This window comes from Lelliottia sp. JS-SCA-14 (genome assembly GCF_035593345.1).
GTDB classification, from domain to species: domain Bacteria; phylum Pseudomonadota; class Gammaproteobacteria; order Enterobacterales; family Enterobacteriaceae; genus Enterobacter; species Enterobacter wanjuensis.
In genome coordinates this window covers 3,860,561-3,883,327 of sequence record NZ_CP141606.1, presented here as the reverse complement: position 1 = coordinate 3,883,327, position 22,767 = coordinate 3,860,561, and the positions used below count along the sequence as shown (strand labels likewise).

The 22,767-nt window shown below is 56.3% G+C and carries 19 protein-coding genes; 10 read left to right on the top strand and 9 right to left on the bottom strand.

Annotation, left to right across the window (positions count from 1 at the left end):
• Positions 1–277 precede the first annotated feature (277 nt).
• A complete protein-coding gene (locus U9O48_RS18045) occupies positions 278–1,711 on the top strand; it encodes a sugar porter family MFS transporter (RefSeq protein WP_282494507.1) in 1,434 nt (477 codons plus the stop codon).
• A gap of 82 nt (positions 1,712–1,793) precedes the next feature.
• On the opposite strand, the gene U9O48_RS18040 is transcribed toward U9O48_RS18045, so the two are convergent.
• The 5 genes from U9O48_RS18040 to U9O48_RS18020 form a co-directional block, all read right to left on the bottom strand.
• On the bottom strand, positions 1,794–2,921 hold the full coding sequence (locus U9O48_RS18040; protein ID WP_324722922.1) for an oligogalacturonate lyase family protein: 1,128 nt from the start codon (positions 2,919–2,921) through the stop codon (positions 1,794–1,796).
• A 66-nt stretch (positions 2,922–2,987) separates the two neighbouring features.
• On the bottom strand, positions 2,988–4,274 hold the full coding sequence (locus U9O48_RS18035) for an ABC transporter substrate-binding protein (protein WP_282494465.1): 1,287 nt from the start codon (positions 4,272–4,274) through the stop codon (positions 2,988–2,990).
• Between the two features lie 15 nt (positions 4,275–4,289).
• On the bottom strand, positions 4,290–5,417 hold the full coding sequence (locus U9O48_RS18030; protein WP_324722921.1) for an ABC transporter ATP-binding protein: 1,128 nt from the start codon (positions 5,415–5,417) through the stop codon (positions 4,290–4,292).
• Positions 5,418–5,429: 12 nt separating this feature from the next.
• Positions 5,430–6,332 carry a carbohydrate ABC transporter permease gene (locus tag U9O48_RS18025; RefSeq protein WP_282494467.1) on the bottom strand — a complete coding sequence of 301 codons (903 nt, stop codon included), beginning with the start codon at positions 6,330–6,332 and terminating at the stop codon, positions 5,430–5,432.
• Positions 6,325–7,215 carry a carbohydrate ABC transporter permease gene (locus U9O48_RS18020; RefSeq protein WP_095283226.1) on the bottom strand — a complete coding sequence of 297 codons (891 nt, stop codon included), beginning with the start codon at positions 7,213–7,215 and terminating at the stop codon, positions 6,325–6,327. The genes U9O48_RS18025 and U9O48_RS18020 overlap by 8 nt, the downstream gene beginning before the upstream one ends.
• Positions 7,216–7,772: 557 nt before the next feature.
• Between U9O48_RS18020 and wzz(fepE) the strand changes: the two genes are divergently transcribed.
• The gene (gene wzz(fepE) / locus U9O48_RS18015; RefSeq protein ID WP_282494468.1) at positions 7,773–8,894 is read left to right on the top strand and encodes an LPS O-antigen length regulator Wzz(fepE); all 1,122 of its coding nucleotides are present in this window, start codon (positions 7,773–7,775) and stop codon (positions 8,892–8,894) included.
• 47 nt (positions 8,895–8,941) lie between these two features.
• On the opposite strand, the gene U9O48_RS18010 is transcribed toward wzz(fepE), so the two are convergent.
• Entirely contained in the window at positions 8,942–9,265 is a 324-nt protein-coding gene (locus tag U9O48_RS18010) for a cupin domain-containing protein (RefSeq protein WP_324722919.1), read from the bottom strand.
• Between the two features lie 136 nt (positions 9,266–9,401).
• Here U9O48_RS18010 and U9O48_RS18005 point away from each other — a divergent pair, with 136 nt between their 5' ends.
• Positions 9,402–10,094, top strand: a complete 693-nt coding sequence (locus tag U9O48_RS18005) for an aspartate/glutamate racemase (RefSeq protein ID WP_324722918.1) — start codon at positions 9,402–9,404, stop codon at positions 10,092–10,094.
• 4 nt (positions 10,095–10,098) lie between these two features.
• Here U9O48_RS18005 and U9O48_RS18000 read toward each other — a convergent pair whose 3' ends face one another.
• Positions 10,099–11,019, bottom strand: a complete 921-nt coding sequence (locus U9O48_RS18000) for a LysR family transcriptional regulator (RefSeq protein ID WP_324722917.1) — start codon at positions 11,017–11,019, stop codon at positions 10,099–10,101.
• A gap of 123 nt (positions 11,020–11,142) precedes the next feature.
• On the opposite strand from U9O48_RS18000, the gene lysA reads away from it, so the two are divergent.
• A complete protein-coding gene (lysA, locus tag U9O48_RS17995) occupies positions 11,143–12,405 on the top strand; it encodes a diaminopimelate decarboxylase (protein ID WP_285150894.1) in 1,263 nt (420 codons plus the stop codon).
• Here lysA and U9O48_RS17990 read toward each other — a convergent pair.
• Positions 12,397–13,413, bottom strand: coding sequence for a LacI family DNA-binding transcriptional regulator (locus tag U9O48_RS17990; RefSeq protein ID WP_282494473.1), 1,017 nt, complete (start codon positions 13,411–13,413; stop codon positions 12,397–12,399). The two genes, lysA and U9O48_RS17990, sit on opposite strands and share 9 nt — an antisense overlap.
• Positions 13,414–13,696: 283 nt before the next feature.
• Here U9O48_RS17990 and U9O48_RS17985 point away from each other — a divergent pair, with 283 nt between their 5' ends.
• The 4 genes from U9O48_RS17985 (at position 13,697) to U9O48_RS17970 (ending at position 17,813) form a co-directional block, all read left to right on the top strand.
• Positions 13,697–15,034 (top strand): PTS sugar transporter subunit IIC, encoded by a 1,338-nt coding sequence (locus tag U9O48_RS17985; RefSeq protein ID WP_282494474.1) that lies wholly within the window; start codon positions 13,697–13,699, stop codon positions 15,032–15,034.
• A gap of 7 nt (positions 15,035–15,041) precedes the next feature.
• Entirely contained in the window at positions 15,042–16,469 is a 1,428-nt protein-coding gene (locus U9O48_RS17980; protein ID WP_324722916.1) for a glycoside hydrolase family 1 protein, read from the top strand.
• A 97-nt stretch (positions 16,470–16,566) separates the two neighbouring features.
• A complete protein-coding gene (locus U9O48_RS17975) occupies positions 16,567–17,340 on the top strand; it encodes a GntR family transcriptional regulator (protein WP_324722915.1) in 774 nt (257 codons plus the stop codon).
• Positions 17,337–17,813, top strand: a complete 477-nt coding sequence (locus U9O48_RS17970; RefSeq protein ID WP_285157487.1) for a GNAT family N-acetyltransferase — start codon at positions 17,337–17,339, stop codon at positions 17,811–17,813. Before U9O48_RS17975 ends, U9O48_RS17970 begins: the two co-directional genes overlap by 4 nt.
• Here U9O48_RS17970 and galR read toward each other — a convergent pair.
• A complete protein-coding gene (gene galR, locus U9O48_RS17965) occupies positions 17,774–18,790 on the bottom strand; it encodes an HTH-type transcriptional regulator GalR (protein ID WP_324722913.1) in 1,017 nt (338 codons plus the stop codon). The genes U9O48_RS17970 and galR overlap by 40 nt on opposite strands.
• A gap of 625 nt (positions 18,791–19,415) precedes the next feature.
• Here galR and aas point away from each other — a divergent pair.
• Together aas and lplT are read left to right on the top strand one after the other, a co-directional pair.
• Positions 19,416–21,575 carry a bifunctional acyl-ACP--phospholipid O-acyltransferase/long-chain-fatty-acid--ACP ligase gene (gene aas / locus U9O48_RS17960; protein ID WP_285154009.1) on the top strand — a complete coding sequence of 720 codons (2,160 nt, stop codon included), beginning with the start codon at positions 19,416–19,418 and terminating at the stop codon, positions 21,573–21,575.
• Positions 21,568–22,761 carry a lysophospholipid transporter LplT gene (gene lplT / locus U9O48_RS17955; RefSeq protein ID WP_324722912.1) on the top strand — a complete coding sequence of 398 codons (1,194 nt, stop codon included), beginning with the start codon at positions 21,568–21,570 and terminating at the stop codon, positions 22,759–22,761. Before aas ends, lplT begins: the two co-directional genes overlap by 8 nt.
• Positions 22,762–22,767 lie beyond the last annotated feature (6 nt).

Here is a 22,767-nt window from a genome sequence, read left to right as displayed (position 1 = left end):
AACCTCTGCCTGGTGCGGAGGTTTTTTTTGGCCAAAAATCGCCTTGTCCATATTCATAAAGTCATAAAATCCATAGTGAAAAGCCCATATGGAGATGTATCACAACTTTATGGCTTATAAATTAACGCATTAACAATAAATGGTGATTAATTACTCTGAGTTGAAATTGTAATGTCCATCACAGATCGCTACTGCCCAGCCAGATAATCCATAACTTCACGTTTTACGGCCTGACACTTTTGCTGGCTTTCTCGTAATTTCAGTTAACGTCTTAACGCTGTTCAGGCAGGAAATGATGACCTCAATTAATGACTCGACCTTAATGCCCCGCGCCCTGCGCGATACCCGCAGAATGAATCTGTTTGTTTCCGTTTCGGCGGCGGTGGCCGGTTTGCTGTTTGGCCTGGATATCGGCGTGATCGCCGGTGCGCTGCCGTTTATTACCGACCACTTTACCCTCAGCAGCCGTCTGCAGGAGTGGGTGGTAAGCAGCATGATGCTCGGGGCGGCGCTGGGTGCGCTGTTCAACGGCTGGCTCTCGTTCCGGCTCGGGCGCAAGTACAGCCTGATGGTCGGCGCAGTGCTGTTTGTCGCCGGTTCGCTCGGTTCCGCGTTTGCGACGGGCGTCGAGGCTTTGCTGCTCTCCCGCGTGCTGTTGGGTGTGGCGGTGGGGATTGCATCCTACACCGCGCCGCTCTATCTCTCTGAAATGGCGAGCGAAAACGTACGCGGGAAAATGATCAGCATGTATCAGCTGATGGTGACGCTGGGGATCGTGCTGGCGTTCCTGTCGGACACGTATTTCAGCTACAGCGGCAACTGGCGGGCGATGCTCGGCGTGCTGGCCCTGCCTGCCGTGTTGCTGATGGTATTGGTGATTTTTCTGCCGAACAGCCCGCGCTGGCTGGCGCAAAAAGGGCGTCACGTTGAGGCGGAAGAGGTGCTGCGCATGCTGCGAGACACCTCGGAAAAAGCGCGCGAAGAGCTGAATGAAATCCGCGAAAGCCTGAAGCTGAAGCAGGGCGGCTGGTCGCTGTTTAAAGCCAACCGCAACGTGCGCCGGGCGGTGTTCCTTGGGATGTTGCTGCAGGCGATGCAGCAGTTCACCGGGATGAACATCATCATGTATTACGCCCCGCGGATCTTCAAAATGGCCGGGTTTACCACCACCGAACAGCAGATGATCGCCACGCTGGTGGTGGGCTTGACCTTTATGTTCGCCACCTTTATCGCGGTGTTTACCGTCGATAAAGCGGGGCGCAAACCGGCGCTGAAAATCGGCTTTAGCGTGATGGCGCTCGGGACGCTGATCCTCGGGTACTGCCTGATGCAGTTCGATAACGGCACGGCGTCCAGCAGTCTTTCGTGGCTTTCCGTCGGGATGACGATGATGTGTATTGCGGGATATGCGATGAGTGCCGCACCGGTGGTGTGGATCCTGTGCTCGGAGATCCAGCCCCTGAAATGCCGCGACTTTGGTATCACCTGTTCCACCACCACCAACTGGGTGTCGAACATGATTATCGGCGCGACCTTCCTGACGCTACTCGACTCCATCGGGGCTGCGGGAACATTTTGGCTCTATACGGTGCTGAATGTGGCGTTTATCGGCATCACGTTCTGGCTGATTCCTGAAACCAAAAACGTCACTCTGGAACATATTGAACGCAGGCTGATGGCGGGGGAGAAGTTAAGAAACATTGGTGTGTAATTTTATTGCCCGGCGGCGCTGCGCTTGCCGGGCCTACGGTACTGAGTAGGCCGGGTAAGGCGTAGCCGCCACCCGGCTTTTTTTACACCCGCGACAGATAAAGCGCCGGCATCCCTTCCTCATCCGACGTATACAACACCCACTGATTGTCCGGCGAAAACGACGGGTGCGGATGCGTCACCTGACGGTCGCCGTCGAGCACTTTCCAGCTGGTGTTGTGCTGGCAAATCGCCTTTTGCGTTCCGGCGTTAATATCAAATACCCAGATAAACGGGTCGTTCAGACTGATATCGCCCGTGTTATGCGGTGCGCCGTCGCCGACGATCAGCGAGCCGTCGTGGTTGCTCATCAGATGCGAACAGGGCGGGATCGCCATCAGCTGCCGATTTTCCAGCGTCAGCGGATCGGCGCTGCAAAGATAGCGCTGCGGATCGTTCTCTTTATGCGCGACGTAATAGAGCGCCGAACCATCCGGCACCCAAAACTCATGGGTAAAACTTTCACCCGCCGCGTGCTGGCGCACCTTACGCAGGTTGCTGCCATCGGGGTTGATGAGCCACATGCGGGCGTCGATCGCATCGCGCGGCCCTTCGTGGCAAAACGCCACGGTGCTGTCGTCAAACGGACGGTAGATCGGGTGCCCGAGCCAGCGTTTCTCCTGCAAAATCACCTGCTGCTCACCGGTGCGCAGATCGATATTGATCAGGCGGCACTCAGGCTGAGTGAAGTAAAACGCGCGGAATTTGCTCCAGTCGGTCAGGGGCTGCCAGTCGCGCTTTTTGATTTCGATCCCAACCAGTTTTGTGCAGTCGGAATTGGCGACCCAGGTGCCGTATGCCACCCACTCTTCATCCACGTCATACACAATCTGCTCTTCGAAGCTCTCGAGGCAGACGCGCCGCAGTTCGCGGCTGTTTTTCACGTACCACAGAGACTGGTCGTCAGCCGATAAAAATCCGCCAAAGGTGTTATCGCCCGCCCCGTCGGTGAGCTGGGTGGCTTGCTGTCTGGCGATATCCAGCAGGTAGTAATTCCAGTGCCCCTCGAACGCGCCGCCAAAAATTAGCTTGCTGCCGTCCTGAGTAAAGCACTTTTGGTAGAAGTAGTTGCGATGACAAATGATGTGCGGGGGCGTCATCCGTATCACTTCGTGCCCCGTTTGACTGTCCAGGCGCGTGCGAAAATTCAGCGGGATGATTTTGCCTTTCATAGGAAATTCTCCGGATAAAAAAATACCCTGCCACCGGAAGTGACAGGGCAGGGTAGGGCAATGGAATTAGCGCATCGCGCGTTTCAGGATGCGTTCCGCCTGACGCTGGAAGTCGGTTGCGGTCTCTTCAACGGATTTCTGGCCGTAGTCGATGTACTGCAGAGAGGTGCCGAACTGTGCCACGATCTGCGGATCGTCAAAGTATGGTGACACGGAGAGTTTGGCTGGCAGAGACTGCGCCAGACGCAGGCCCGCGACCGCCGGATCGTTCTCTTTGATGGTGCCGTCTTCCGTCAGGTATTTCACCGCCACTTTGCTCAGCGGCACGCCGCGCTCCAGACCTAGCGTATCCACGCCCTCTTTGCTGTTCAGCAGGAAGTTAATGACTTTCGCCGCCGCTTCCGGGTTTTTGCTCGACTTACCGATGGAGAGCATCTGTGCCGGTTTGAAGAACAGGCCCGCATCCGTTGCGCCTGGCAGCATTGGGTAGTTACCCAGCTCCAGTTTTGCCGGTGGCTTCAGGTTGTCGGAGTATTTGTTGATGGTGGAGTTCCACATGTAGGTGCCGCCCCATTCGCCCTGGATCCACGGCTTCATTTCGTACATGTTGCTCTTGCCGAATGACGCATAGTACTTGGTATCAGGCATCACGTGGCTATCCACCAGATCTTTGTAAGTCTGGAAGAATTCCACCCACTGCTCTTTGCTGTAGGAGAATTTCTTGGCTTTTTCATCCACCGCCGGGATGTTGTATTTCTGAATCATGTAGGAATTCAGCAGCGCCAGGGTGTCCTGATGTTCCAGAACCACCGGGTAATACTGTTTACCCAGCTTGCTCTCAAAAGCTTTACCCGCCGCTTTCAGTTCGTCCCAGGTTTTCGGGTACTCAACGCCCGCTTTTTTCCAGGTCTCATCGTTAAAATAGAACACGCGTGCGGTGACGGAGATCGGAATACCGTTCAGCTTGCCGTCAACGGTGGTGGACTGCAGCTCTTTCGGATCGAACTGAGACAGGTCGATCACGTCCTTCATTTTGTTCAGATCGTAGAAGCCGTCGCCGGTTTTCGAGAAGATCGGCAGCCAGTTCCAGTTGGTCTGCATCACGTCAGGCTCAGTGCCGCCCGCAATCTGGGTGGTCAGACGCGACAGGTGGCCGTCCCAGCCGGTGTATTCGGCTTTGACGGTGATGTCCGGATTTTGTTTGTGGAACTCTTCTAACGCTTTCAGGGTGACCTGATGGCGACCGTTGCCGCCCCACCAGGACATACGTAAATCAACATCTTGCGCCATCGTTGGCAGGGCAGTAAGACCCAGGGTAGCGGAGATTGCTGCGCTTAAAAGCACTTTTTTCATTCTTATAAACTCCAGTTAGATTGAGATGTTCAGTTCAGTTTTTGCATCAAAAATGTGGCACTTATTCATATCAAACTTGAAATACACCTGACGATGAAGGCCTTTATCAATCATCGGTTTAGCGTCATCGGAAGGAATTCGGGCGGTCAGTTCGTAATCGGACACTTTCAGGTAGACGAAGAACTCGTGACCCATGTTCTCCACACGCACCAGCTCACCGCTGCAGCCGCCTTCGGCGAACGGCTCGTCAGAGACCGAGACGAATTCCGGGCGAATGCCGTAGAAAGTGTCCTGGGCCTGATGGCTGACCACTTTGTCGTGCAGGGTTTCGCTTAACGGCATGGTTTCGCTGCCGATGCTCAGCGCCAGACGGCCCTGCTGATCGACCAGACGGGTGGCTCGGATGTTCATCTCAGGCGCGCCGATAAAGCCCGCCACGAACATGTTTTTCGGCTTGTGGTAGAGGTTGTCCGGGGTGTCCACCTGCATGATGTGGCCGAGCTTCATCACGCAGATGCGGTCGCCCATTGTCATCGCTTCCGTCTGATCGTGCGTCACGTAGACGGTGGTCGCCGGTTTGCCGGATTTCTTCAGCTGCTTGTGCAGGTCAGAGATACGGATGCGCATCGAGGCGCGCAGCTTGGCGTCGAGGTTAGAGAGCGGTTCATCGAACAGGAACACGTCCGGCTTTTTCACAATCGCACGGCCCACGGCCACGCGCTGTGCCTGACCGCCAGAGAGCTGACGCGGCAGACGATCCAGCAGCTCTTCCAGTTCGAGGATTTTCGCCGCTTCGTTCACCTGGGACTCAATCTGATCTTTCGGCATTTTGCTCAGCTTCAGACCGAAGGCCAGGTTTTCGCGTACGGTCATGTGCGGATAGAGCGCGTAGTTCTGGAACACCATCGCAATTCCGCGCTCTTTTGGCGCGAGGTTGTTGACGATCTTCTCGCCGATGCGCACTTCGCCGCCGCTGATGGTTTCCAGACCCGCCAGCATACGCAGGGTGGTGGATTTGGCGCAGCCGGATGGCCCGACGATCACCATGAATTCCCCCTCAGCGATTTTCAGGTCGATAGCATGTACCGCTTTGAAGCCGTTGGAGTAGACCTTTTCCAGTTTGTTGAAAATAACTTCAGCCATGATATTTCCCTCTTAACCTTTAATTCCGCTGCTGGTTACGCCCTGTACGAAGTAGCGCTGTGCCAGGAAGAAGACAATGATGGATGGCAGAATGGAGATGCTCGCCATTGCCAGAATTTCGTTCCACGGCGCACCTTCGGTGACGTCGATGGACATTTTCAGAGCCAGTGCAATCGGGTATTTGTCCACGCTGTAGACGTAAATCAGCGGCCCGATAAAGTCGTTCATTGACCACATGAACTGGAACAGGGCGACGGAGATAATGGCCGGTTTCAGAATCGGTACTACCACGTACCAGAGCACCTGAATGGAGTTACAGCCGTCGATCTGCGCCGCCTCTTCCATGTCACGCGGCACCCCGCGCAGGAACTGAATCAGCATGAAGACGAAGAACCCCTGAGTGGCAAATGCCAGCGGCAGGTACAGCGGCATATAGCTGTTCAGCATGCCCATTTCGCGGAACATCAGGTACTGCGGGATCAGCAGGACCGTGCTCGGCAGCAGCATGGTGGTGATGAGCGTGGCGAACCAGAATTTCTTCCACGGGATCTCGAAGCGGGCAAAGCCGTACGCCACGATGGTGGAGGAGATAATGGTCAGAATCACTTTCGGGATCACATACTTAAAGGTGTTCAGCATGTAATGACCAAAGTTGTATTCGGTACCGGTTTTCCAGCCGTTGACGAAGCCGTCCCAGGTGGCGTGGGCGGGCCACAGGCTCAGGGTGGTGAAGATCTCGTGGTTCGGTTTGAACGACGCCGAGAACATCCACACCAGCGGATAGAGCATCAGCAGGCCGACAAACAGCAGGATCACGTAGCGAATGCTGGCGTTGATCTTCTCTTTGCGCAGCGTGCGAGCCACTTCGCGTTCCGCGATGCTTCTCGCCGTGGAGAGTTCCTGAATATCAGCCATTTTTGCCTCCCTTATCGGCGGAGTAGAACACCCAGTATTTCGAAGACTTAAAGGCGATAGCGGCGAAGACCGCGACGACCAGGAACAGAACCCAGGCCAGTGCCGCGCCGTAGCCCATATCAAAGTATTTGAAGGCGGTGTCGTAGATGTAGAGTGAGAACAGATAGGTCGAGTAGGTTGGTCCACCGCCCGTTATCACGTACGGTCCGGTAAATTCCTGGAACGCCTGGGTGGTCTGCATGATGAAGTTGAAGAAGATCACCGGCGTAATCAGCGGCACGGTCACTTTCATGAACATCTGCCATTTAGACGCACCGTCGATCATTGCCGCTTCATACTGAGACTGCGGCACGTTTTGCAGGGCGGCCAGGAAGATGACCATCGCAGAACCGAACTGCCAGACGCGCAGTAAGGTCACGGACATCAGCGCCAGAGAAGGCTCGCCGAGCCAGTTCACCGGGTCGAGGCCAAATACGCCGATAAAGCTGTTCAGCAGGCCATCAATTGCAAACAGCGCACGCCACAAAACAGCAATGGCGACGGAGCTGCCGAGAATGGACGGAATATAATAGGCGGTTCGGAAGAATCCTATGCCGCGTAATTTGAAGTTCAGGACAAATGCAATCCCAAGCGCAAAGGCAAGCTTAAGCGGGATGGTCAAAAATACATACGCAAAGGTCACGCCCATGGATTTCCAGAAGAGCGTATCTTCTGTAAACATGTAGCGGTAATTCTCAATGCCGTTAAAAACCGGCGGGCTCATCAGATCGTAATCCGTAAAACTGAGAAAGAACGATGAGACAAAGGGAAACGCGGTAAAGATTATCAACCCGATAATGTAGGGTGATATCCACGCTAGCCCCAGCATTTTGTTTTCATTCATACATACCTACCTGGCAATCAATGGTTTAAAACGGAATCTGCTGGTGGTGCTGCTTCCCGCGTCTCTTTTACGAGACGGGAAAACGTGTGTTCGCTGTGCGTTGCACGAGTGTTACTCCATTTACCTTCTGATTTGTAAGATGTTTTCTTGTTACCCTTGTTCGCGATCTTTCAGGGTTTCAAAAACTGACGAACCGCTGTCCTTAATTTGTAAAACATCGTTTTAATTTATTTTATTGCGATTTGTTTCTGCGTCATTCGATAAATGGTGGAAATGTGATCGCGGTCGAAACGCTGTTTCAATAAGGTGAGGTGGCTGGCAATTTTGACTTTACTGGAGAAGAAAAGCCGAAGGAGAGAAGAGCGGTGATGGGTCAGACAGGTGTCTTTGTAACATTCAATAACTGGCTGAGACTAACTACCAAATTTCGTAGCACATTCCTCATTTTTTGCAAACTAACATTCAGATGATTCTTACTTTCGGGTATCATCCCTTTTTCCTAACTGTCATTGGCAGAATTTCACTGCAACTTAACCAAAAGAATGAGCAAGTCTGCTATGGATATCAAAAAAAGCACGGAGCTGCATTTTGCCAGTTATCCTCCCCCGGTCGTTGCCCAGAAAGAAATTGACCTGCTGGGTCTGTTCGACATCTTATTTGCCGCCAGAAAGCGGATTATCGCCGTAGTTTTTGCCTTCGCTATGGTGGGTCTCATCGCATCCTTCCTGATGCCGCAAAAGTGGACCAGTAAAGCGGTGGTCACGGCCGCAGAACAAACACAGTGGAGTGAAGTGCAGAGAATGCTCGTCGCGCTGCAGGTGCTGGACGTGGATATCAGCGTGAAGCGCTCGGACATCTTTAACCTGTTTATCAAAAAGTTTCAGTCCCAGTCGCTGCTGGAAGAGTATCTCAAGAGCTCACCGTTCGTGATGGCGCAGCTGAAAGACGCCGACATCGATCCGCAGGACTTACACCGCGCGGCGGTCAATATTGCTGAGCGTATGACCGCTATCGACAACGCGGCGGGCAAAAATGCCGAGAAAGCGCCGTACACCTCCTGGACATTGAGCTTTAGCGCCCCGACGGCAGAAGATGCTCAGATTGTGCTGAAAGGGTATATCGACTACATCTCCGCCATCGTTGAGCAAGAGACGATGCTCAACGTGCGAAACGCCCTGGCGCTGAAAACGCAGATGGAAAAAGAGCGTCTGGAGCTGGATCGGGTTCGCCTGACGACGATCCATAACACCAACGTTCAGCGTCTCAACTATTCGCTGGAAGTGGCGAACGCCGCCGGAATCAAAAAGCCGGTCTACAGCAACGGTCAGGCGGTTAAAGACGATCCGGATTACTCCGTTGCGCTGGGCGCAGACGGTATCGCGCAGAAGCTGCAGATTGAGAAATCCCTGAAAGATGTGGCCGAGCTGAATGCCGATTTCCAGAACCGCGAATATCACCTGGCGCAGCTCGAAAAGCTCTCCATCAACGATGTGAATTTCGAACCGTTCAAGTATCAGCTTTCGCCGTCGATACCGGTGAAGAAAGACGGTCCGGGTAAATCCCTGATTGTCATTCTGGCCGCTCTGGTCGGCGGGATCCTCGCCTGCGGGAGCATCCTGGTGCGTGAAGCCATGCTTGCGCGCTCACCGATGCCAGAGCCTGAGCTGGCGACGAATTAAGTTTTAGCTATGACGAGGAGGGCGGATGAAAAACCGCCCTTTTTTATTTATTGCAGAAAATCTTCGCGCACCGGCGTGAAGGTATCCAGCAGCGTGCCGGGTTTCAGGCACACGCAGCCGTGCATCATGTGCGGTTCTTTATAAAGGGTATCGCCCGCCGTCACCACGTGCTTCTCATCGCCAATGGTGAATTCAAATTCGCCGGACAGCACGTAGGTCAGCTGTTCGTGCGGATGGTTGTGCATCGGGCCGATCGCGCCCTGTTCAAAATTGACCTCCACCGCCATCATTTTGCCGTCATGCGCCAGAATACGACGCGTCACGCCATTGCCCAGATCCTCAAGCCGTGTCTCTTTGTGGAAAATAAACATCGTCGTTTTTGTCCTTATAGTGAAACATTGTTTTAATTAATTTATCCCACTGCAACTGAAAAGGAAACGGCAAGCCAAATAACTGGAAACAGGATCACAAGTTTGCTTCACTGGGGGAAAGAGAAAAGGAGAGAAGATGAAAACGATCGGTCTGCTGGGCGGAATGAGCTGGGAATCGACCATCCCTTATTACCGCCTGATTAACGAAGGTATGAAACAGCGTCTCGGCGGCCTGCATTCCGCGAGCCTTTTACTGCACAGCGTCGATTTCCACGAGATTGAAGCCTGTCAGGCGAGCGGGGAATGGGAAAAAGCGGGTGAGATTCTGGCGCAGGCGGCGCTGGGCCTGGAGCGCGCGGGGGCGGAAGGCATTTTGCTCTGTACCAACACCATGCACAAAGTGGCGTCACAGATTGAGGAGAGTTGCTCGCTGCCGTTCCTGCACATCGCCGATGCCACCGGCCGCGCCATTGCCGCCAGCGGGATGAAACGCGTCGCGCTGCTGGGCACGCGCTACACCATGGAGCAGGATTTCTATCGCGGGCGGCTGGAATCACAGTTCGGCATTGAAAGCCTGGTCCCGGATGAAGCCGACCGGGCGCGCATCAACCAGATCATCTTTGAGGAGCTGTGCCTCGGGACGTTCAGCGACGCTTCGCGCCACTACTATCTCGGCGTGATTGATAAACTGGCGAAGCAGGGCGCACAAGGGGTGATCTTCGGCTGCACGGAGATTGGCCTGCTGGTGCCGGCCGATGAAAGCGCGCTCCCGGTGTTTGATACCACGGCGATCCATGCCGTCGATGCGGTCGAATTTATGCTCTCGTGATGCCTTAGCTTTCCAGGTCCGGCAAACGCTGGGCGATCTGGCGGGAATGGGCCACTAAATGCTCTGTAAATGCCTCAACCAGCGCCGATACCGGGCGATGCAGCGGGCGAATCAGGCTCACGGTGAAAGGGACGGAAATGCTGAAGCGGCGGATCACAATTCCGCTGCCAGCGTAGTCCAGCGCCGTGAGCGGATTCACCACCGCAATCCCCACGCCCGCGCGCACCATCGCGCAGATGGACGCCGCGCTGTGCGTCTCTACCACCATGCGCCGTTTTACCTGATGTTCCAGGAACAACGTATCCAGTAGCTGCCGGTAGCTGTCGGTTTGCGACAGGCTGATATAGTTTTCGCCGTGAAAATCCGCAGGCGTTAATACGCTTTTGCTGGCGAGGTGATGGCTCTCAGGCAATACGCAGACTTCATCCAGCGACAGCAGCTCGGTGCGCTCGGTTCCCGCTGGCGTGGCGAGTGTTTCGGTCAGACCTAAATCATGCCGCTGGGCGGAAAGCCACTCTTCAAGCAGGGGCGATTCCTGCGGCACGATAGTGAGATTGACGTCGGGATAGCGGGCGAGAAACGGCTGAAGCAGCTGGGGCAGGAACGACTGCGAAAAGACCGGCAGGCAGACAATCGACAGTTCGCCCTGGCGGAACTCCCGCAGGCTCTCTGCCGCGCTGACGATGCGGTCCAGGCCGTACCACGAACGCTGAACTTCCTCGAACAACCGCAAACCCTGCACCGTCGGATGTAATCGCCCGCGCGTGCGCGCGAACAGCGTCAAACCCAACACTTTTTCAAACCGCGCCAGTTCGCGGCTGACCGTCGGCTGCGAGGTGTGCAGCATCTGCGCGGCTTCCGTCAGATTGCCGGTGGTCATCACCGCGTGAAAAATCTCGATATGACGTAGGTTAACGGCGGGCATAGGACACCTGTTTTGTTATCGGTAAACCATATCATTTTTGCATAGACTCAGGATAAAACGATATTTTTTATTCTCATCACGCTGTGGCGTAATGCTAAAAAATGACGTCACCCGGAGAACACCATGCCACGCCCGCTGAACAGTACTGATACCGATCTGAACGCCGAAAACCTGCTGCGCTTACCCGCCGAGTTTGGTTGCCCGGTCTGGGTTTACGACGCGCAGATCGTTCGCGAAAAGATTGCGGCGCTGCATCAGTTTGACGTGGTGCGTTTCGCCCAGAAGGCCTGTTCGAACATCCATATTTTGCGTCTGATGCGCGAGCAGGGCGTTAAAGTGGATTCCGTTTCGCTGGGTGAAATCGAACGCGCGCTGGCGGCCGGGTACGACCCGAAAACCGACAGCGATGCAATTGTCTTTACCGCCGACCTGATCGATAGCGCGACGCTCACCCGCGTGCATGAACTGCAAATTCCGGTAAACGCCGGTTCCGTGGATATGCTGGAACAGCTGGGGCAAGTCTCACCCGGCCACCGCGTGTGGCTGCGCGTGAATCCTGGCTTTGGTCACGGCCACAGCCAGAAAACCAATACCGGCGGAGAGAACAGCAAACACGGCATCTGGTATGCCGATCTGCCAGCCGCGCTGGAAGTCTTGCAACGCTACAACCTGACGCTGGTAGGCATCCACATGCACATCGGTTCTGGCGTGGATTATGGTCATCTTGAGCAGGTGTGCGGCGCGATGGTGCGCCAGGTGATTGAATTTGGTCAGGATCTGGAGGCGATATCCGCCGGTGGCGGTCTGTCGATCCCGTATCGCGAAGGGGAAGAGGCGATCGACACCGATCACTACTACGGCCTGTGGAGCGCGGCGCGCGACAAAATTGCCGCCCATCTGGGACATGCGGTCAAACTGGAAATCGAACCGGGACGCTTCCTGGTGGCGGAATCCGGCGTGCTGGTGACGCAGGTGCGCAGTGTGAAAGCGATGGGCAGCCGTCACTTCGTGCTGGTCGATGCAGGCTTTAACGATCTGATGCGCCCGGCGATGTACGGGAGCTATCACCACATTACGGCCCTGGCGGCGGACGGTCGTGATTTAACGCAGGCGCCAAGGGTAGAAACCGTGGTTGCCGGTCCGCTGTGTGAGTCGGGCGATGTGTTTACTCAGCAGGAGGGCGGCAAAGTGGAAACCCGCGCGCTGCCTGCCGTCCAGCCTGGTGACTATCTGGTGCTGCACGATACGGGCGCGTACGGGGCGTCGATGTCGTCGAACTACAACAGCCGCCCGCTGCTGCCGGAAGTGCTGTTTGACCACGGCGTGGCGCGACTGATTCGCCGTCGCCAGACCATCGAAGAGCTGCTCGCGCTCGAACTATTTTGATGCGTAGTACGGGCCTGTCGTTATCGAATCGCGGATCATCAGCGTACCGGTAAACGGCGGGATCGTCTCGATCGGCTGGTTGTTCGCCAGCCGAACCGCCTGATCGATTGCCGTGACGATCATATTATCGATCGGCAGATAGACGGTGGAGAGGGCGGGCTCCAGCCATTTTGCGCTTGGCGCATCGTCAAAGCCAAACAGCGAAATATCCTGCGGAATACGCAGCCCGGCCTGATGCATCGCTTTGGACGACCCGAGCGCCATATCATCGTTACAGGCAAACAGGGCGGTGAACGGAACCTTTTCTTTCAGCAGCTCGTTGCACAGCTCATAGCCCCGCGTCATTCCCGCATCGCCATATTTCACCCGCCTGTCGTCCCAGGCAATGCCGTGTTTTTCCAGCGCCTGGCGATAGCCCATCAGGCGCGCTTTGCCCGTTGGCGTATGGATCGGGACCGTAATACAGGCGATCTCCCGGTGGCCCTGGCTAATCAGATAATCCACGGCTTTAAACGCAGAGTCCTGCTGCTCGAAGAACACGCAGCGATCGCGCGCCAGGCTGACGTCACGGTTAATCACCACCAGCGGCATTTTCACGCTGTTGATGAGCTTCATGATCGCCTTTTCACTCATATAGCGCGTGTAGAGCACGATGGCGTCGCACTGGCGGTCGGCCAGCATCTGCACCGCTTGCTCTTCACGCTCGGGCGCGTCGTGACCATCGGTCACAATCAGCTGCTTGCCGTGGGTTTCGGTCTGGCGCGAGGCCTGTTGTAACAGACGACCAAAGTAAAAACCGTCAAAGGTTGAGACCACCAGACCAATGCTGTTGCTGGTCTGGTTCGCCAGCGATTGCGCGAGAAAATTCGGGCGATACCCCAGCTCTTCCATCGCGTTAAACACCTGCTGCCGCGTACTCTCTTTCACCTGACCTGTGCCATTCAGCACGCGCGACACGGTGGCTTTCGACACGCCCGCGCGTAATGAGACATCCAGCATTGTTGCCATTAGACATTCCTGCATTCACGTAATCGCCCGCAGTTTATCACAGACCCTCAGGCGCATAAGCGAGGCGGGAAGCGGAAAATCCCTGTCGGGATCACGGTTCAGCATAAAACGGGGTAAGTGGCATACCAAAGTGGTGAAAAATCATGATTTGGAATACCTCTGGCCGCACTGAGAGTTCAGTCACAGAACAATAAATCACCAGAAGCTATTTTTGGTATGCCAATAGTATTCGGCTATCCACCTTATTCGACAGATAAAAGCCCTTTTACTGAGGTAATACCTAATGGCATTACAGGAAAAACTGATCGACTCTCTGGGCAGTTTCGCCACCAAATTCAACAGCTATCGCTACATCATGGCGATTAAGTCCGCCTTCATTACCTTAATGCCGGTCATCATTGTGGGCGCCTTTTCGGTGCTGATTTCCAACATGGTGCTGGACCCCAAAAATGGCCTCGCGAGCTTTGAATCCCTCTCGTTTCTGGCCGCGCTGAAGCCGATCACCAGCGCGATTAACTACGCCACGCTGAACTTCCTCAACATTGGCGCGGTGTTTTTAATCGGCATTGAGCTCGGGCGCATCAACGGCATCAAGTCGCTATTTCCGGGGCTGCTGGCGGTGATCTGCTTTATCTGCGTCACGCCGACCACCGTTGAAATGATGGTCGACGGGCAGATGCACGTGGTGAAAGATGTGCTGCTGCGCCAGTTCTCCGACACCCGCAGCCTGTTCCTCGGCATGTTTATCGCCATTCTGTCCGTGGAGATTTACTGCTGGCTGGAGAATCGCCCTGGGCTGAAAATCAAAATGCCCGATACGGTGCCGCCCAACGTCGCTGCGTCCTTCTCGGCGCTGATCCCGGCGATTATTACCACCACCGCCATCGCGACCTTCGGTTTTATCTTCCATCAGCTGACCGGCATGTACCTGTATGATGCGGTCTATCAGGTGGTGCAGCAGCCGCTCGAGCGCGTGGTGCAGAGCCTGCCGGGTATTCTGCTGCTGATGTTTGTCGCGCAGCTTTTCTGGGTGATCGGTATCCACGGCAACCAGATGATCAAGCCGATCCGCGAGCCGCTGCTGCTCGGCGCAATTACCGTCAATATGAGCGCCTTCGAGCAGGGGAAAGAGATCCCCAACATCATCACCATGCCGTTCTGGGATGTGTACATGAGCATCGGCGGGTCGGGTTTGACCATTGGCCTGCTGATCGCGGTGATGATTGGCACCAAACGCAAAGAGATGCGCGAGATCGCCAAACTCTCCATCGGGCCGGGGCTGTTCAACATTAACGAACCGGTGATCTTCGGTATGCCAATCATGCTCAACCCGATCCTGGCGATCCCCTTCATCATCACTCCGCTGGTGACTGGCTCGATTGGCTATTTCGCCACGGTGACTGGTTTTGCCGGTAAAGCGGTGGTAATGGTGCCCTGGACCACGCCGCCGTTGATTAACGCCTGGCTGTCGACGGCGGGCTCTATGGGCGCGGTGATCACTCAGGGGATTTGTATTCTGACCGCTGTTCTTATCTATCTGCCGTTCGTGAAAATTGCCTCACGCCGCGCGGAACAGGCCGCCCTTCAGGCGCAGAGCCAGCAGGCCGCTAACAACGCATGAGGATGTTATGAGCACAAAACAGATTGCGATCCCGCAGGATTTTATTCTGGGGGCCGCCGCGTCGGCCTGGCAAACGGAAGGCTGGAGCGGGAAAAAAGAGGGGCAGGATTCGTGGATCGACCTCTGGTACAAAAACGATCGTCACGTCTGGCATAACGGCTACGGCCCGGCGGTGGCGACGGATTTCATCAACCGCTTCCGCGAAGACGTGGCGCTGATGAAACAGGCGGGACTGACGCACTACCGCACCTCCATCAACTGGTCGCGGTTTTTGATCGATTATGAAAACGCGACCGTCGATGAAGAGTACGCGGCCTATTACGACGCGCTGTTCGACGAGATGCAGCGGCAGGGCATCGAGCCGATGATCTGCCTCGAGCACTACGAGTTGCCGGGCGTGCTGCTGGAAACCTATGGCGGCTGGGCCTCGAAGCATGTGGTTGAGTTGTTTGTGCGCTACGCCGAAAAGGTATTTGAACGTTACCACGGGAAAGTGACGCGCTGGTTTACCTTCAACGAGCCGATTGTGGTGCAAACCCGCGTTTATCTCGACGCCCTGCGCTGGCCGTACGAGCAGAACACCAGCACCTGGATGCAGTGGAATCATCACAAAGTGCTGGCGACGGCGAAAGTGGTGAAGCTGTTCCACGAGAAGGGCTACCGGGGAACCGTGGGCTGTATTCTGAATCCCGAAGTGACCTATCCGCGCTCGAAAGCCCCGCACGATGTGCGCGCCGCCGAGATCTACGACCTGTTCTACAACCGCGTATTCCTCGACCCGCTGGTTCACGGGCGCTATCCGCAAGAGTTGTTTACCCTGCTGGAGCAGCATCAGGTGGCGTGGGAGTACAGCGCAGAGGAGCTAGCGCTGATTGCTGAAAACCCTGTCGACGAGCTGGGGATCAACCTCTATTACCCGCACCGGGTAAAAGCCCCGTCGCGGGCCTGGCACCCACAAACGCCATTCCATCCGGCGTACTACTACGAACCTTTCGAGCTGCCGGGGCGTAAAATGAACGCCTCTCGCGGCTGGGAAATCTACCCGAAGATCATCTATGACATGGCGATGCGCATTAAAAATGAGTATCGCAACATCCCGTGGTTTGTGGCGGAAAGCGGCATGGGCGTGGAAAACGAAGGGCAGTTCAGGGGCAACGACGGCGTCATTGCCGACGATTACCGCATCCATTTTATCAGCGAACACCTCTACTACACGCTGCTGGCGCGCGAAGAGGGGGCGAACTGCCACGGCTATATGCTGTGGGCGTTTACCGATAACGTCTCGCCGATGAACGCCTTTAAAAATCGCTATGGGCTAATCGAAATCGATCTGGCCGATAACCGCGCTCGTCGGGCGAAAAAGTCGGCGGCGTGGTTCCGCCAGCTGCGCGATGAGCGCACGCTGACGCTCAGCGTCGATGATGAATGGAAATAGGCTAAACACGCCGCAGGTTCTGGTAAAATAGCCGCCAACTGGCCGGGGGAGGATGCCCGGCCCGAGCGTCAACTCAACCGTCAGCGCAGGTGAAATCGTGGAGAAGGCCGTCGTTCCGCCAGAGAAAAAACAGTATCAGGAGATTGGCGATGATCTGCGCACGCAAATCATCGAAGGCCACTATCCTGTGGGATCCCGTCTGCCGCCTGAGCGCAATATTGCCGAGACTTACGGCGTCAGCCGCACCATCGTGCGCGAAGCGTTACTCATGCTGGAGCTGCAGGGCACGGTGGATATCCGCCAGGGCTCCGGCGTCTACGTGATGCGCATTCCGGAAGAGCATGAAAACGAGGAAGAGCGCTTCTTAAACAGCGACGTCGGCCCGTTTGAGATTTTGCAGGCGCGCCAGCTGCTCGAAAGCAACATCGCCGCCTTCGCCGCCAAAATGGCGACCCGCGCGGATATCGACAATCTGCGTCGCATCATCGAGCAGGAGCAGCTCGCGATTGCCGCCGACGATAACAGTCAGGATAACAACAAGATGTTCCATCTGGTGCTGGCGGGAGCGACGCAAAACCAGATGCTGCTCGCGACCGTCGAGAGCGTCTGGCACCACATGGACAGCAGCCCGCTGTGGCAGCAGTTTAACGTTCACATCGCCAGCCGGGCGTACCGCCTGAAATGGCTGGGCGACCGCCAGACCATCCTGGCCGCCCTGCGTCGACGCGACGTGATGGGCGCATGGCAGGCCATGTTCCAGCACCTGGAGAACGTCAAAAAAAGTCTGCTTGAGTTATCCGATGAAGATGCGCCGGATTTCGACGGCTATCTTTTTGAGTCGGTTCCGCTCTTCCAGGGGAAACTGGTATGAACATCCTGCCCTTGCATTGCGTTCCACACCACGCGGAGCGCGTCACCGACTGGCTGTGGCAGGAATTTGGCGACGGATTACCGCGCGAATTTTTAGCCAGCGTCATCGAACACAGCCAGACGCCGGGCGCGCTGCCCATGACCTTTGTGGCGGTCGACGGCGAACAGCTGCTGGGCACCGTAGGATTATGGCGCTGTGATTTGATTACGCGTCAGGATCTTTTTCCGTGGCTGGCGGCGCTGTACGTAGACGAAGCCGCGCGCGGGAAAGGGCTGGCGGGGCAACTGCAGGAGCATGTGATGGGCTACGCCGCGAAAGCCGGATATTCCGAGCTACATCTCTGGTCCGCCTGCCGCGACTTTTACGAACGCTACGGCTGGCAGTACATCGGCGATGGGCTGGAATACCCGAATAAAACGGTCCATCTCTATCGCTATTCGCTGACCGGATCCGCGGGTGCCACCACCGAGTGACGGCGTACCAGCGTCGGGCTGAACAAATGAGTGATGTCCGGCGGCGGGCGTTTTTCCGCGAGAGCCAGCGCCAGTTCGGCGGCCTGGGTCGCCATCGTCACAATCGGGTAGCGCACGGTGGTCAGGCGCGGGCGCACATAGCGCGCGACTAACACATCATCAAAACCAATCAGTGAAATTTCGGCAGGCACGTCGATGCCGTTATCGTTCAGCACACCCATCGCACCCGCGGCCATGGAGTCGTTATAGCAGGCTACCGCAGTGAAATTCCGTCCACGTCCTAGCAGCTCGGTCATCGCCTGCTCGCCGCCGCTCTCGTCCGGTTCGCCGTAGGTCACCAGACGATCGTTGCACGGCAGACCACTTTCGCGCAGGGCATCGTAATAGCCGCGCAGGCGGTCTTCGGCGTCAGAAATCTGGTGGTTTGAGCAGAGATAGCCGATGCGCGTGTGTCCCTGCTGAATCAGATGGCGGGTGGCAAGCCAGGCGCCGTAGCGATCGTCCAGCGCCACGCAGCGCTTTTCATAGCCCGGAATAATACGGTTAATCAAGACCATGCCGGGGATCTGCTTCATCAGATGGAGCAGCTCTTCGTCGGGAAGCACTTTGGCGTGAACCACCAGCGCCGCGCAGCGATGGCGAATCAGCTGTTCGATGGCCTGACGCTCTTTTTGTTCGTTGTGGTAGCCGTTGCCGATCAGCAGAAAATTACCGGTCTGGTAGGCCACCTGTTCCACCGCTTTAACCATCGCGCCGAAAAAGGGATCGGAGACGTCGCCGACCACCAGCCCGACGGTTTCCGTCGACTGCTGCGCCAGGGCGCGGGCGTTGGCGTTGGGATGATAATTCAGGGTTTCCATGGCGCTCTGCACGGCCTGACGGGAAGCATCGCTGGCTTTGGGGGAGTTGTTAATGACGCGAGAAACGGTCGCCACAGAAACACCCGACAGACGAGCCACATCCTTAATTGTCGCCATTTAATACCTTCTTTAGGGGGTAAGCGTTTACACACACAATAGTGTTGCGGAAAAGTGAGGTGCATTCAAGGCCTGCGCCGGAAAGCCGCTCGCAAACGTGATGGAGGACATGGGAAAACAGTGTAATCGTTACACGGGCAAGCGTGTCAGAATAATGTCAAACCGAACCTTTGGTTACACTTTGCCGCAGGCTGTTGCGATTGTCCGCTGGTGGAGAATGTGAACAGATTGCTACAGTCGAGATCCCAGAGGTATTGATAGGTGAAATCAGCTCCGGTTGATTAACACGAATTACACCAACCTGCGTCCATACGCAGGTTTTTTTTGCCTGTAACTTCAATCTGTAACAGCAATCGAGAATATTCACACCTGGTTGCACTTAGGCTCATTCCCTTGCGTTTTCCTGCTGGCGAAGCGAGGGGCCAACAGCCACAATCAAGATCCCAGAGGTATTGATTGGTGAGAATTCTTGGTACGGTTTCGTACTCATCTCTTGCACCAGCCTGCGCGGATGCGCAGGTTTTTTTTCGCCTGAAATACGCTATCACTCCTCCCGCCTGCACTTCTCGTGTAATCTGCCACAATTTAGCGTAACCCTAAAATTTGACAGGCAAAGGGAGTTGAAATGCTATTTGGGTTTTTCCGTACCTTGTTTCGTATCCTCTTTCGCGTCCGCCTGACGGGTGACACTCAGTCACTGCGCGGCGAGCGTGTGCTCATCACCCCAAACCATGTCTCCTTTATCGACGGCGTGTTGCTGGCACTTTTCCTGCCGGGACGCCCGGTGTTTGCGGTTTACAGCTCCATCAGCCAGAAGTGGTTTATGCGGGGCCTTGCGCCGCTGATTGACTTTGTCCCGCTCGACCCGACCAAACCGATGATGATCAAACATCTGGTGCGCCTTATTGAGCAGGGGCGTCCGGTGGTGATCTTCCCGGAAGGGCGACTCACCGTGACCGGCTCGCTGATGAAAATCTACGACGGCGCGGGGTTTGTGGCGGCGAAATCGAAAGCCACCGTGGTGCCGCTGCGCATTGAAGGGGCGGAACTCACCTACTTCAGTCGTCTGAAAGGGCTGGTGAAGCAGCGCCTGTTCCCGCAAATCACCCTGCATATTCTGCCGCCAACGACGCTACCAATGCCTGACGCGCCGCGCGCGCGGGATCGCCGCAAGATAGCGGGCGAAATGCTCCATCAAATCATGATGGAGGCGCGCATGGCCGTGCGCCCGCGCGAAACCTTATATGAGGCGCTCCTCTCGGCTCAGCACCGTTTTGGCGACAAGAAAAATTGCGTCGAAGACATCAACTTTACCCCCGATACCTACCGCAAGCTGCTGACCAAGACGCTGTTTGTCGGCCGTATTCTGGAAAAATACAGCCAGCAGGGTGAAAAAATTGGTCTGATGCTGCCGAACGCCGGGATCAGCGCGGCGGTAATTTTCGGGGCGGTATCGCGCGGGCGTATTCCGGCGATGATGAACTACACGGCGGGCGTTAAAGGGCTGACCAGCGCCATCACCGCCGCGGAGATCAAAACCGTCTTCACCTCGCGCCAGTTCCTCGATAAGGGCAAGCTCTGGCACCTGCCGGAACAGCTCAAGCAGGTGCGCTGGGTCTTCCTCGAAGATCTGAAAGCCGACGTTACCCTCGCCGATAAGCTGTGGATTTTTGCCCATCTGCTGGCACCGCATCTGGCGCAGGTCAAACAGCAGCCGGAAGATGCGGCCATTATTCTGTTTACCTCGGGCTCAGAAGGCCATCCGAAGGGCGTTGTTCACTCTCATAAAAGCATTCTGGCGAACGTCGAGCAGATCAAAACTATCGCTGATTTCACCGCCAACGACCGCTTTATGTCGGCGCTGCCGCTGTTCCACTCCTTTGGCCTGACGGTTGGGCTGTTCACACCGCTGTTCACGGGCGCGGAGGTGTTCCTCTATCCGAGCCCGCTGCATTACCGGGTCGTGCCGGAGCTGGTCTATGACCGCAACTGTACGGTGCTGTTCGGGACTTCAACCTTCCTTGGCAACTACGCGCGCTTCGCCAATCCCTATGATTTCTTCCGCGTGCGTTACGTGGTGGCGGGGGCGGAAAAACTGCAGGACAGCACCCGGCAAATCTGGCAGGACAAGTTTGGCCTGCGCATCCTTGAGGGCTACGGCGTGACGGAATGCGCGCCGGTGGTGTCGATCAACGTGCCGATGGCGGCGAAGCCCAATACGGTTGGGCGCATTTTGCCGGGGATGGACGCGCGTCTGCTGGCGGTGCCGGGCATTGAAGACGGTGGTCGGCTGCAGCTCAAAGGGCCAAACGTGATGAACGGCTACTTGCGCGTGGAAAACCCAGGTGTGCTTGAAGCACCGACGGCGGAAAATGCGCAGGGCGAAGTGGAAACCGGCTGGTATGACACGGGCGATATCGTGCGCTTTGACGAGCAGGGCTTTGTGCAGATCAAAGGCCGCGCCAAACGCTTCGCCAAAATCGCCGGGGAGATGGTTTCTCTGGAGATGGTGGAGCAGCTGGCGACGGCGGTCTCGGCCGACAAAATGCACGCTACGGCGATCAAGAGCGACGCCAGCAAAGGCGAAGCGCTGGTGCTGTTTACCACCGACAGCGAACTCAAACGCGAACAGCTTCTGCATTACGCTCGCGAGCAGGGTGTTCCAGAGCTCGCTGTGCCGCGCGATATTCGTTATCTCAAACAGCTACCGGTGCTCGGCAGCGGTAAACCTGATTTTGTCGCGCTGAAAGGCATGGTTGATGAGGCGGAACAGCATAATGCGTGAGTCAGTACACACTAACACCTCCCTGTGGTCGAAGGGCATGATGGCGGTGACCAGCGCCCAGTTCCTTTCGGCCTTCGGCGACAACGCGCTGCTGTTTGCCACGCTGGCGCTGCTCAAAGCCGAGTTTTACCCGGACTGGAGTCAGCCGATCCTGCAGATGGTGTTTGTGGGTGCTTACATCATTTTCGCCCCCTTTGTCGGACAGGTGGCGGACAGCTTCCCTAAAGGCCGGGTGATGATGTTTGCCAACAGCCTCAAGCTGTTAGGGGCGGCGAGCATCTGTTTTGGTTTTAATCCCTTTATCGGCTACACGCTGGTGGGGATTGGCGCGGCGGCCTATTCCCCGGCGAAGTACGGCATTCTGGGCGAGCTGACCACCGGCGACAAACTGGTGAAAGCCAACGGTCTGATGGAGTCCTCGACGATTGCCGCTATTTTGCTCGGCTCCGTCGCGGGCGGTGTGCTGGCGGACTGGCACGTGCTGGCAGCGCTTGGCGTGTGTGCGCTGGTGTACGCCGGGGCGGTCGTGGCAAACCTGTTTATCCCGACGCTGCCGGTGGCGCGTCCGGGGCAGTCCTGGCGCTTTACGCCAATGACGGCCAGCTTCTTCAATGCCTGCCGCGTGCTATGGCGCAACGGCGAAACGCGTTTCTCCCTGATGGGAACCAGTATGTTTTGGGGCGCGGGCGTGACGCTGCGCTTCCTGCTGGTACTCTGGGTGCCGACGGCGCTCGGGATCACCGATAACGCCACGCCAACCTATCTCAACGCCATGGTGGCCGTCGGGATTGTGGTGGGGGCGGGGGCGGCAGCGAAGCTGGTCACCCTGGAGACCGTCGCGCGCTGTATGCCGGCGGGGATTTTGATTGGCGTCGGGGTGCTGTTTTTCTCCCTGCAACATGCGCTGCTCCCGGCTTACGTGCTGCTGATCCTGATCGGTATGCTCGGTGGTTTCTTCGTGGTGCCGCTGAACGCGCTCCTGCAGGAGCGTGGCAAACAGACGGTGGGCGCGGGTAACGCGATTGCGGTGCAGAACCTCGGCGAAAACACCGCCATGCTGCTAATGCTGGGGCTTTATTCGCTGGCCGTGAAAGCGGGATTACCGGTGGTAGGAATCGGTGTCGGGTTCGGCGGGTTATTCGCGCTGGCGATTGCCGGGCTGTGGCTCTGGCAGCGTCGCCGGTAACGGATT

Bases quoted from the DNA above. Each gene is read 5' to 3' on its own strand.
- aas (WP_285154009.1), top strand. From the start codon at position 19,416: ATGCTATTTGGGTTTTTCCGTACCTTGTTTCGTATCCTCTTTCGCGTC.
- galR (WP_324722913.1), bottom strand. From the start codon at position 18,790: ATGGCGACAATTAAGGATGTGGCTCGTCTGTCGGGTGTTTCTGTGGCG.
- U9O48_RS18010 (WP_324722919.1), bottom strand. From the start codon at position 9,265: ATGTTTATTTTCCACAAAGAGACACGGCTTGAGGATCTGGGCAATGGC.
- U9O48_RS18035 (WP_282494465.1), bottom strand. From the start codon at position 4,274: ATGAAAAAAGTGCTTTTAAGCGCAGCAATCTCCGCTACCCTGGGTCTT.
- lplT (WP_324722912.1), top strand. From the start codon at position 21,568: ATGCGTGAGTCAGTACACACTAACACCTCCCTGTGGTCGAAGGGCATG.
- lysA (WP_285150894.1), top strand. From the start codon at position 11,143: ATGCCACGCCCGCTGAACAGTACTGATACCGATCTGAACGCCGAAAAC.
- U9O48_RS17990 (WP_282494473.1), bottom strand. From the start codon at position 13,413: ATGGCAACAATGCTGGATGTCTCATTACGCGCGGGCGTGTCGAAAGCC.
- U9O48_RS18000 (WP_324722917.1), bottom strand. From the start codon at position 11,019: ATGCCCGCCGTTAACCTACGTCATATCGAGATTTTTCACGCGGTGATG.
- U9O48_RS18040 (WP_324722922.1), bottom strand. From the start codon at position 2,921: ATGAAAGGCAAAATCATCCCGCTGAATTTTCGCACGCGCCTGGACAGT.
- U9O48_RS18025 (WP_282494467.1), bottom strand. From the start codon at position 6,332: ATGGCTGATATTCAGGAACTCTCCACGGCGAGAAGCATCGCGGAACGC.
- U9O48_RS17980 (WP_324722916.1), top strand. From the start codon at position 15,042: ATGAGCACAAAACAGATTGCGATCCCGCAGGATTTTATTCTGGGGGCC.
- U9O48_RS17970 (WP_285157487.1), top strand. From the start codon at position 17,337: ATGAACATCCTGCCCTTGCATTGCGTTCCACACCACGCGGAGCGCGTC.
- U9O48_RS18020 (WP_095283226.1), bottom strand. From the start codon at position 7,215: ATGAATGAAAACAAAATGCTGGGGCTAGCGTGGATATCACCCTACATT.
- U9O48_RS18005 (WP_324722918.1), top strand. From the start codon at position 9,402: ATGAAAACGATCGGTCTGCTGGGCGGAATGAGCTGGGAATCGACCATC.
- U9O48_RS17985 (WP_282494474.1), top strand. From the start codon at position 13,697: ATGGCATTACAGGAAAAACTGATCGACTCTCTGGGCAGTTTCGCCACC.
- U9O48_RS18030 (WP_324722921.1), bottom strand. From the start codon at position 5,417: ATGGCTGAAGTTATTTTCAACAAACTGGAAAAGGTCTACTCCAACGGC.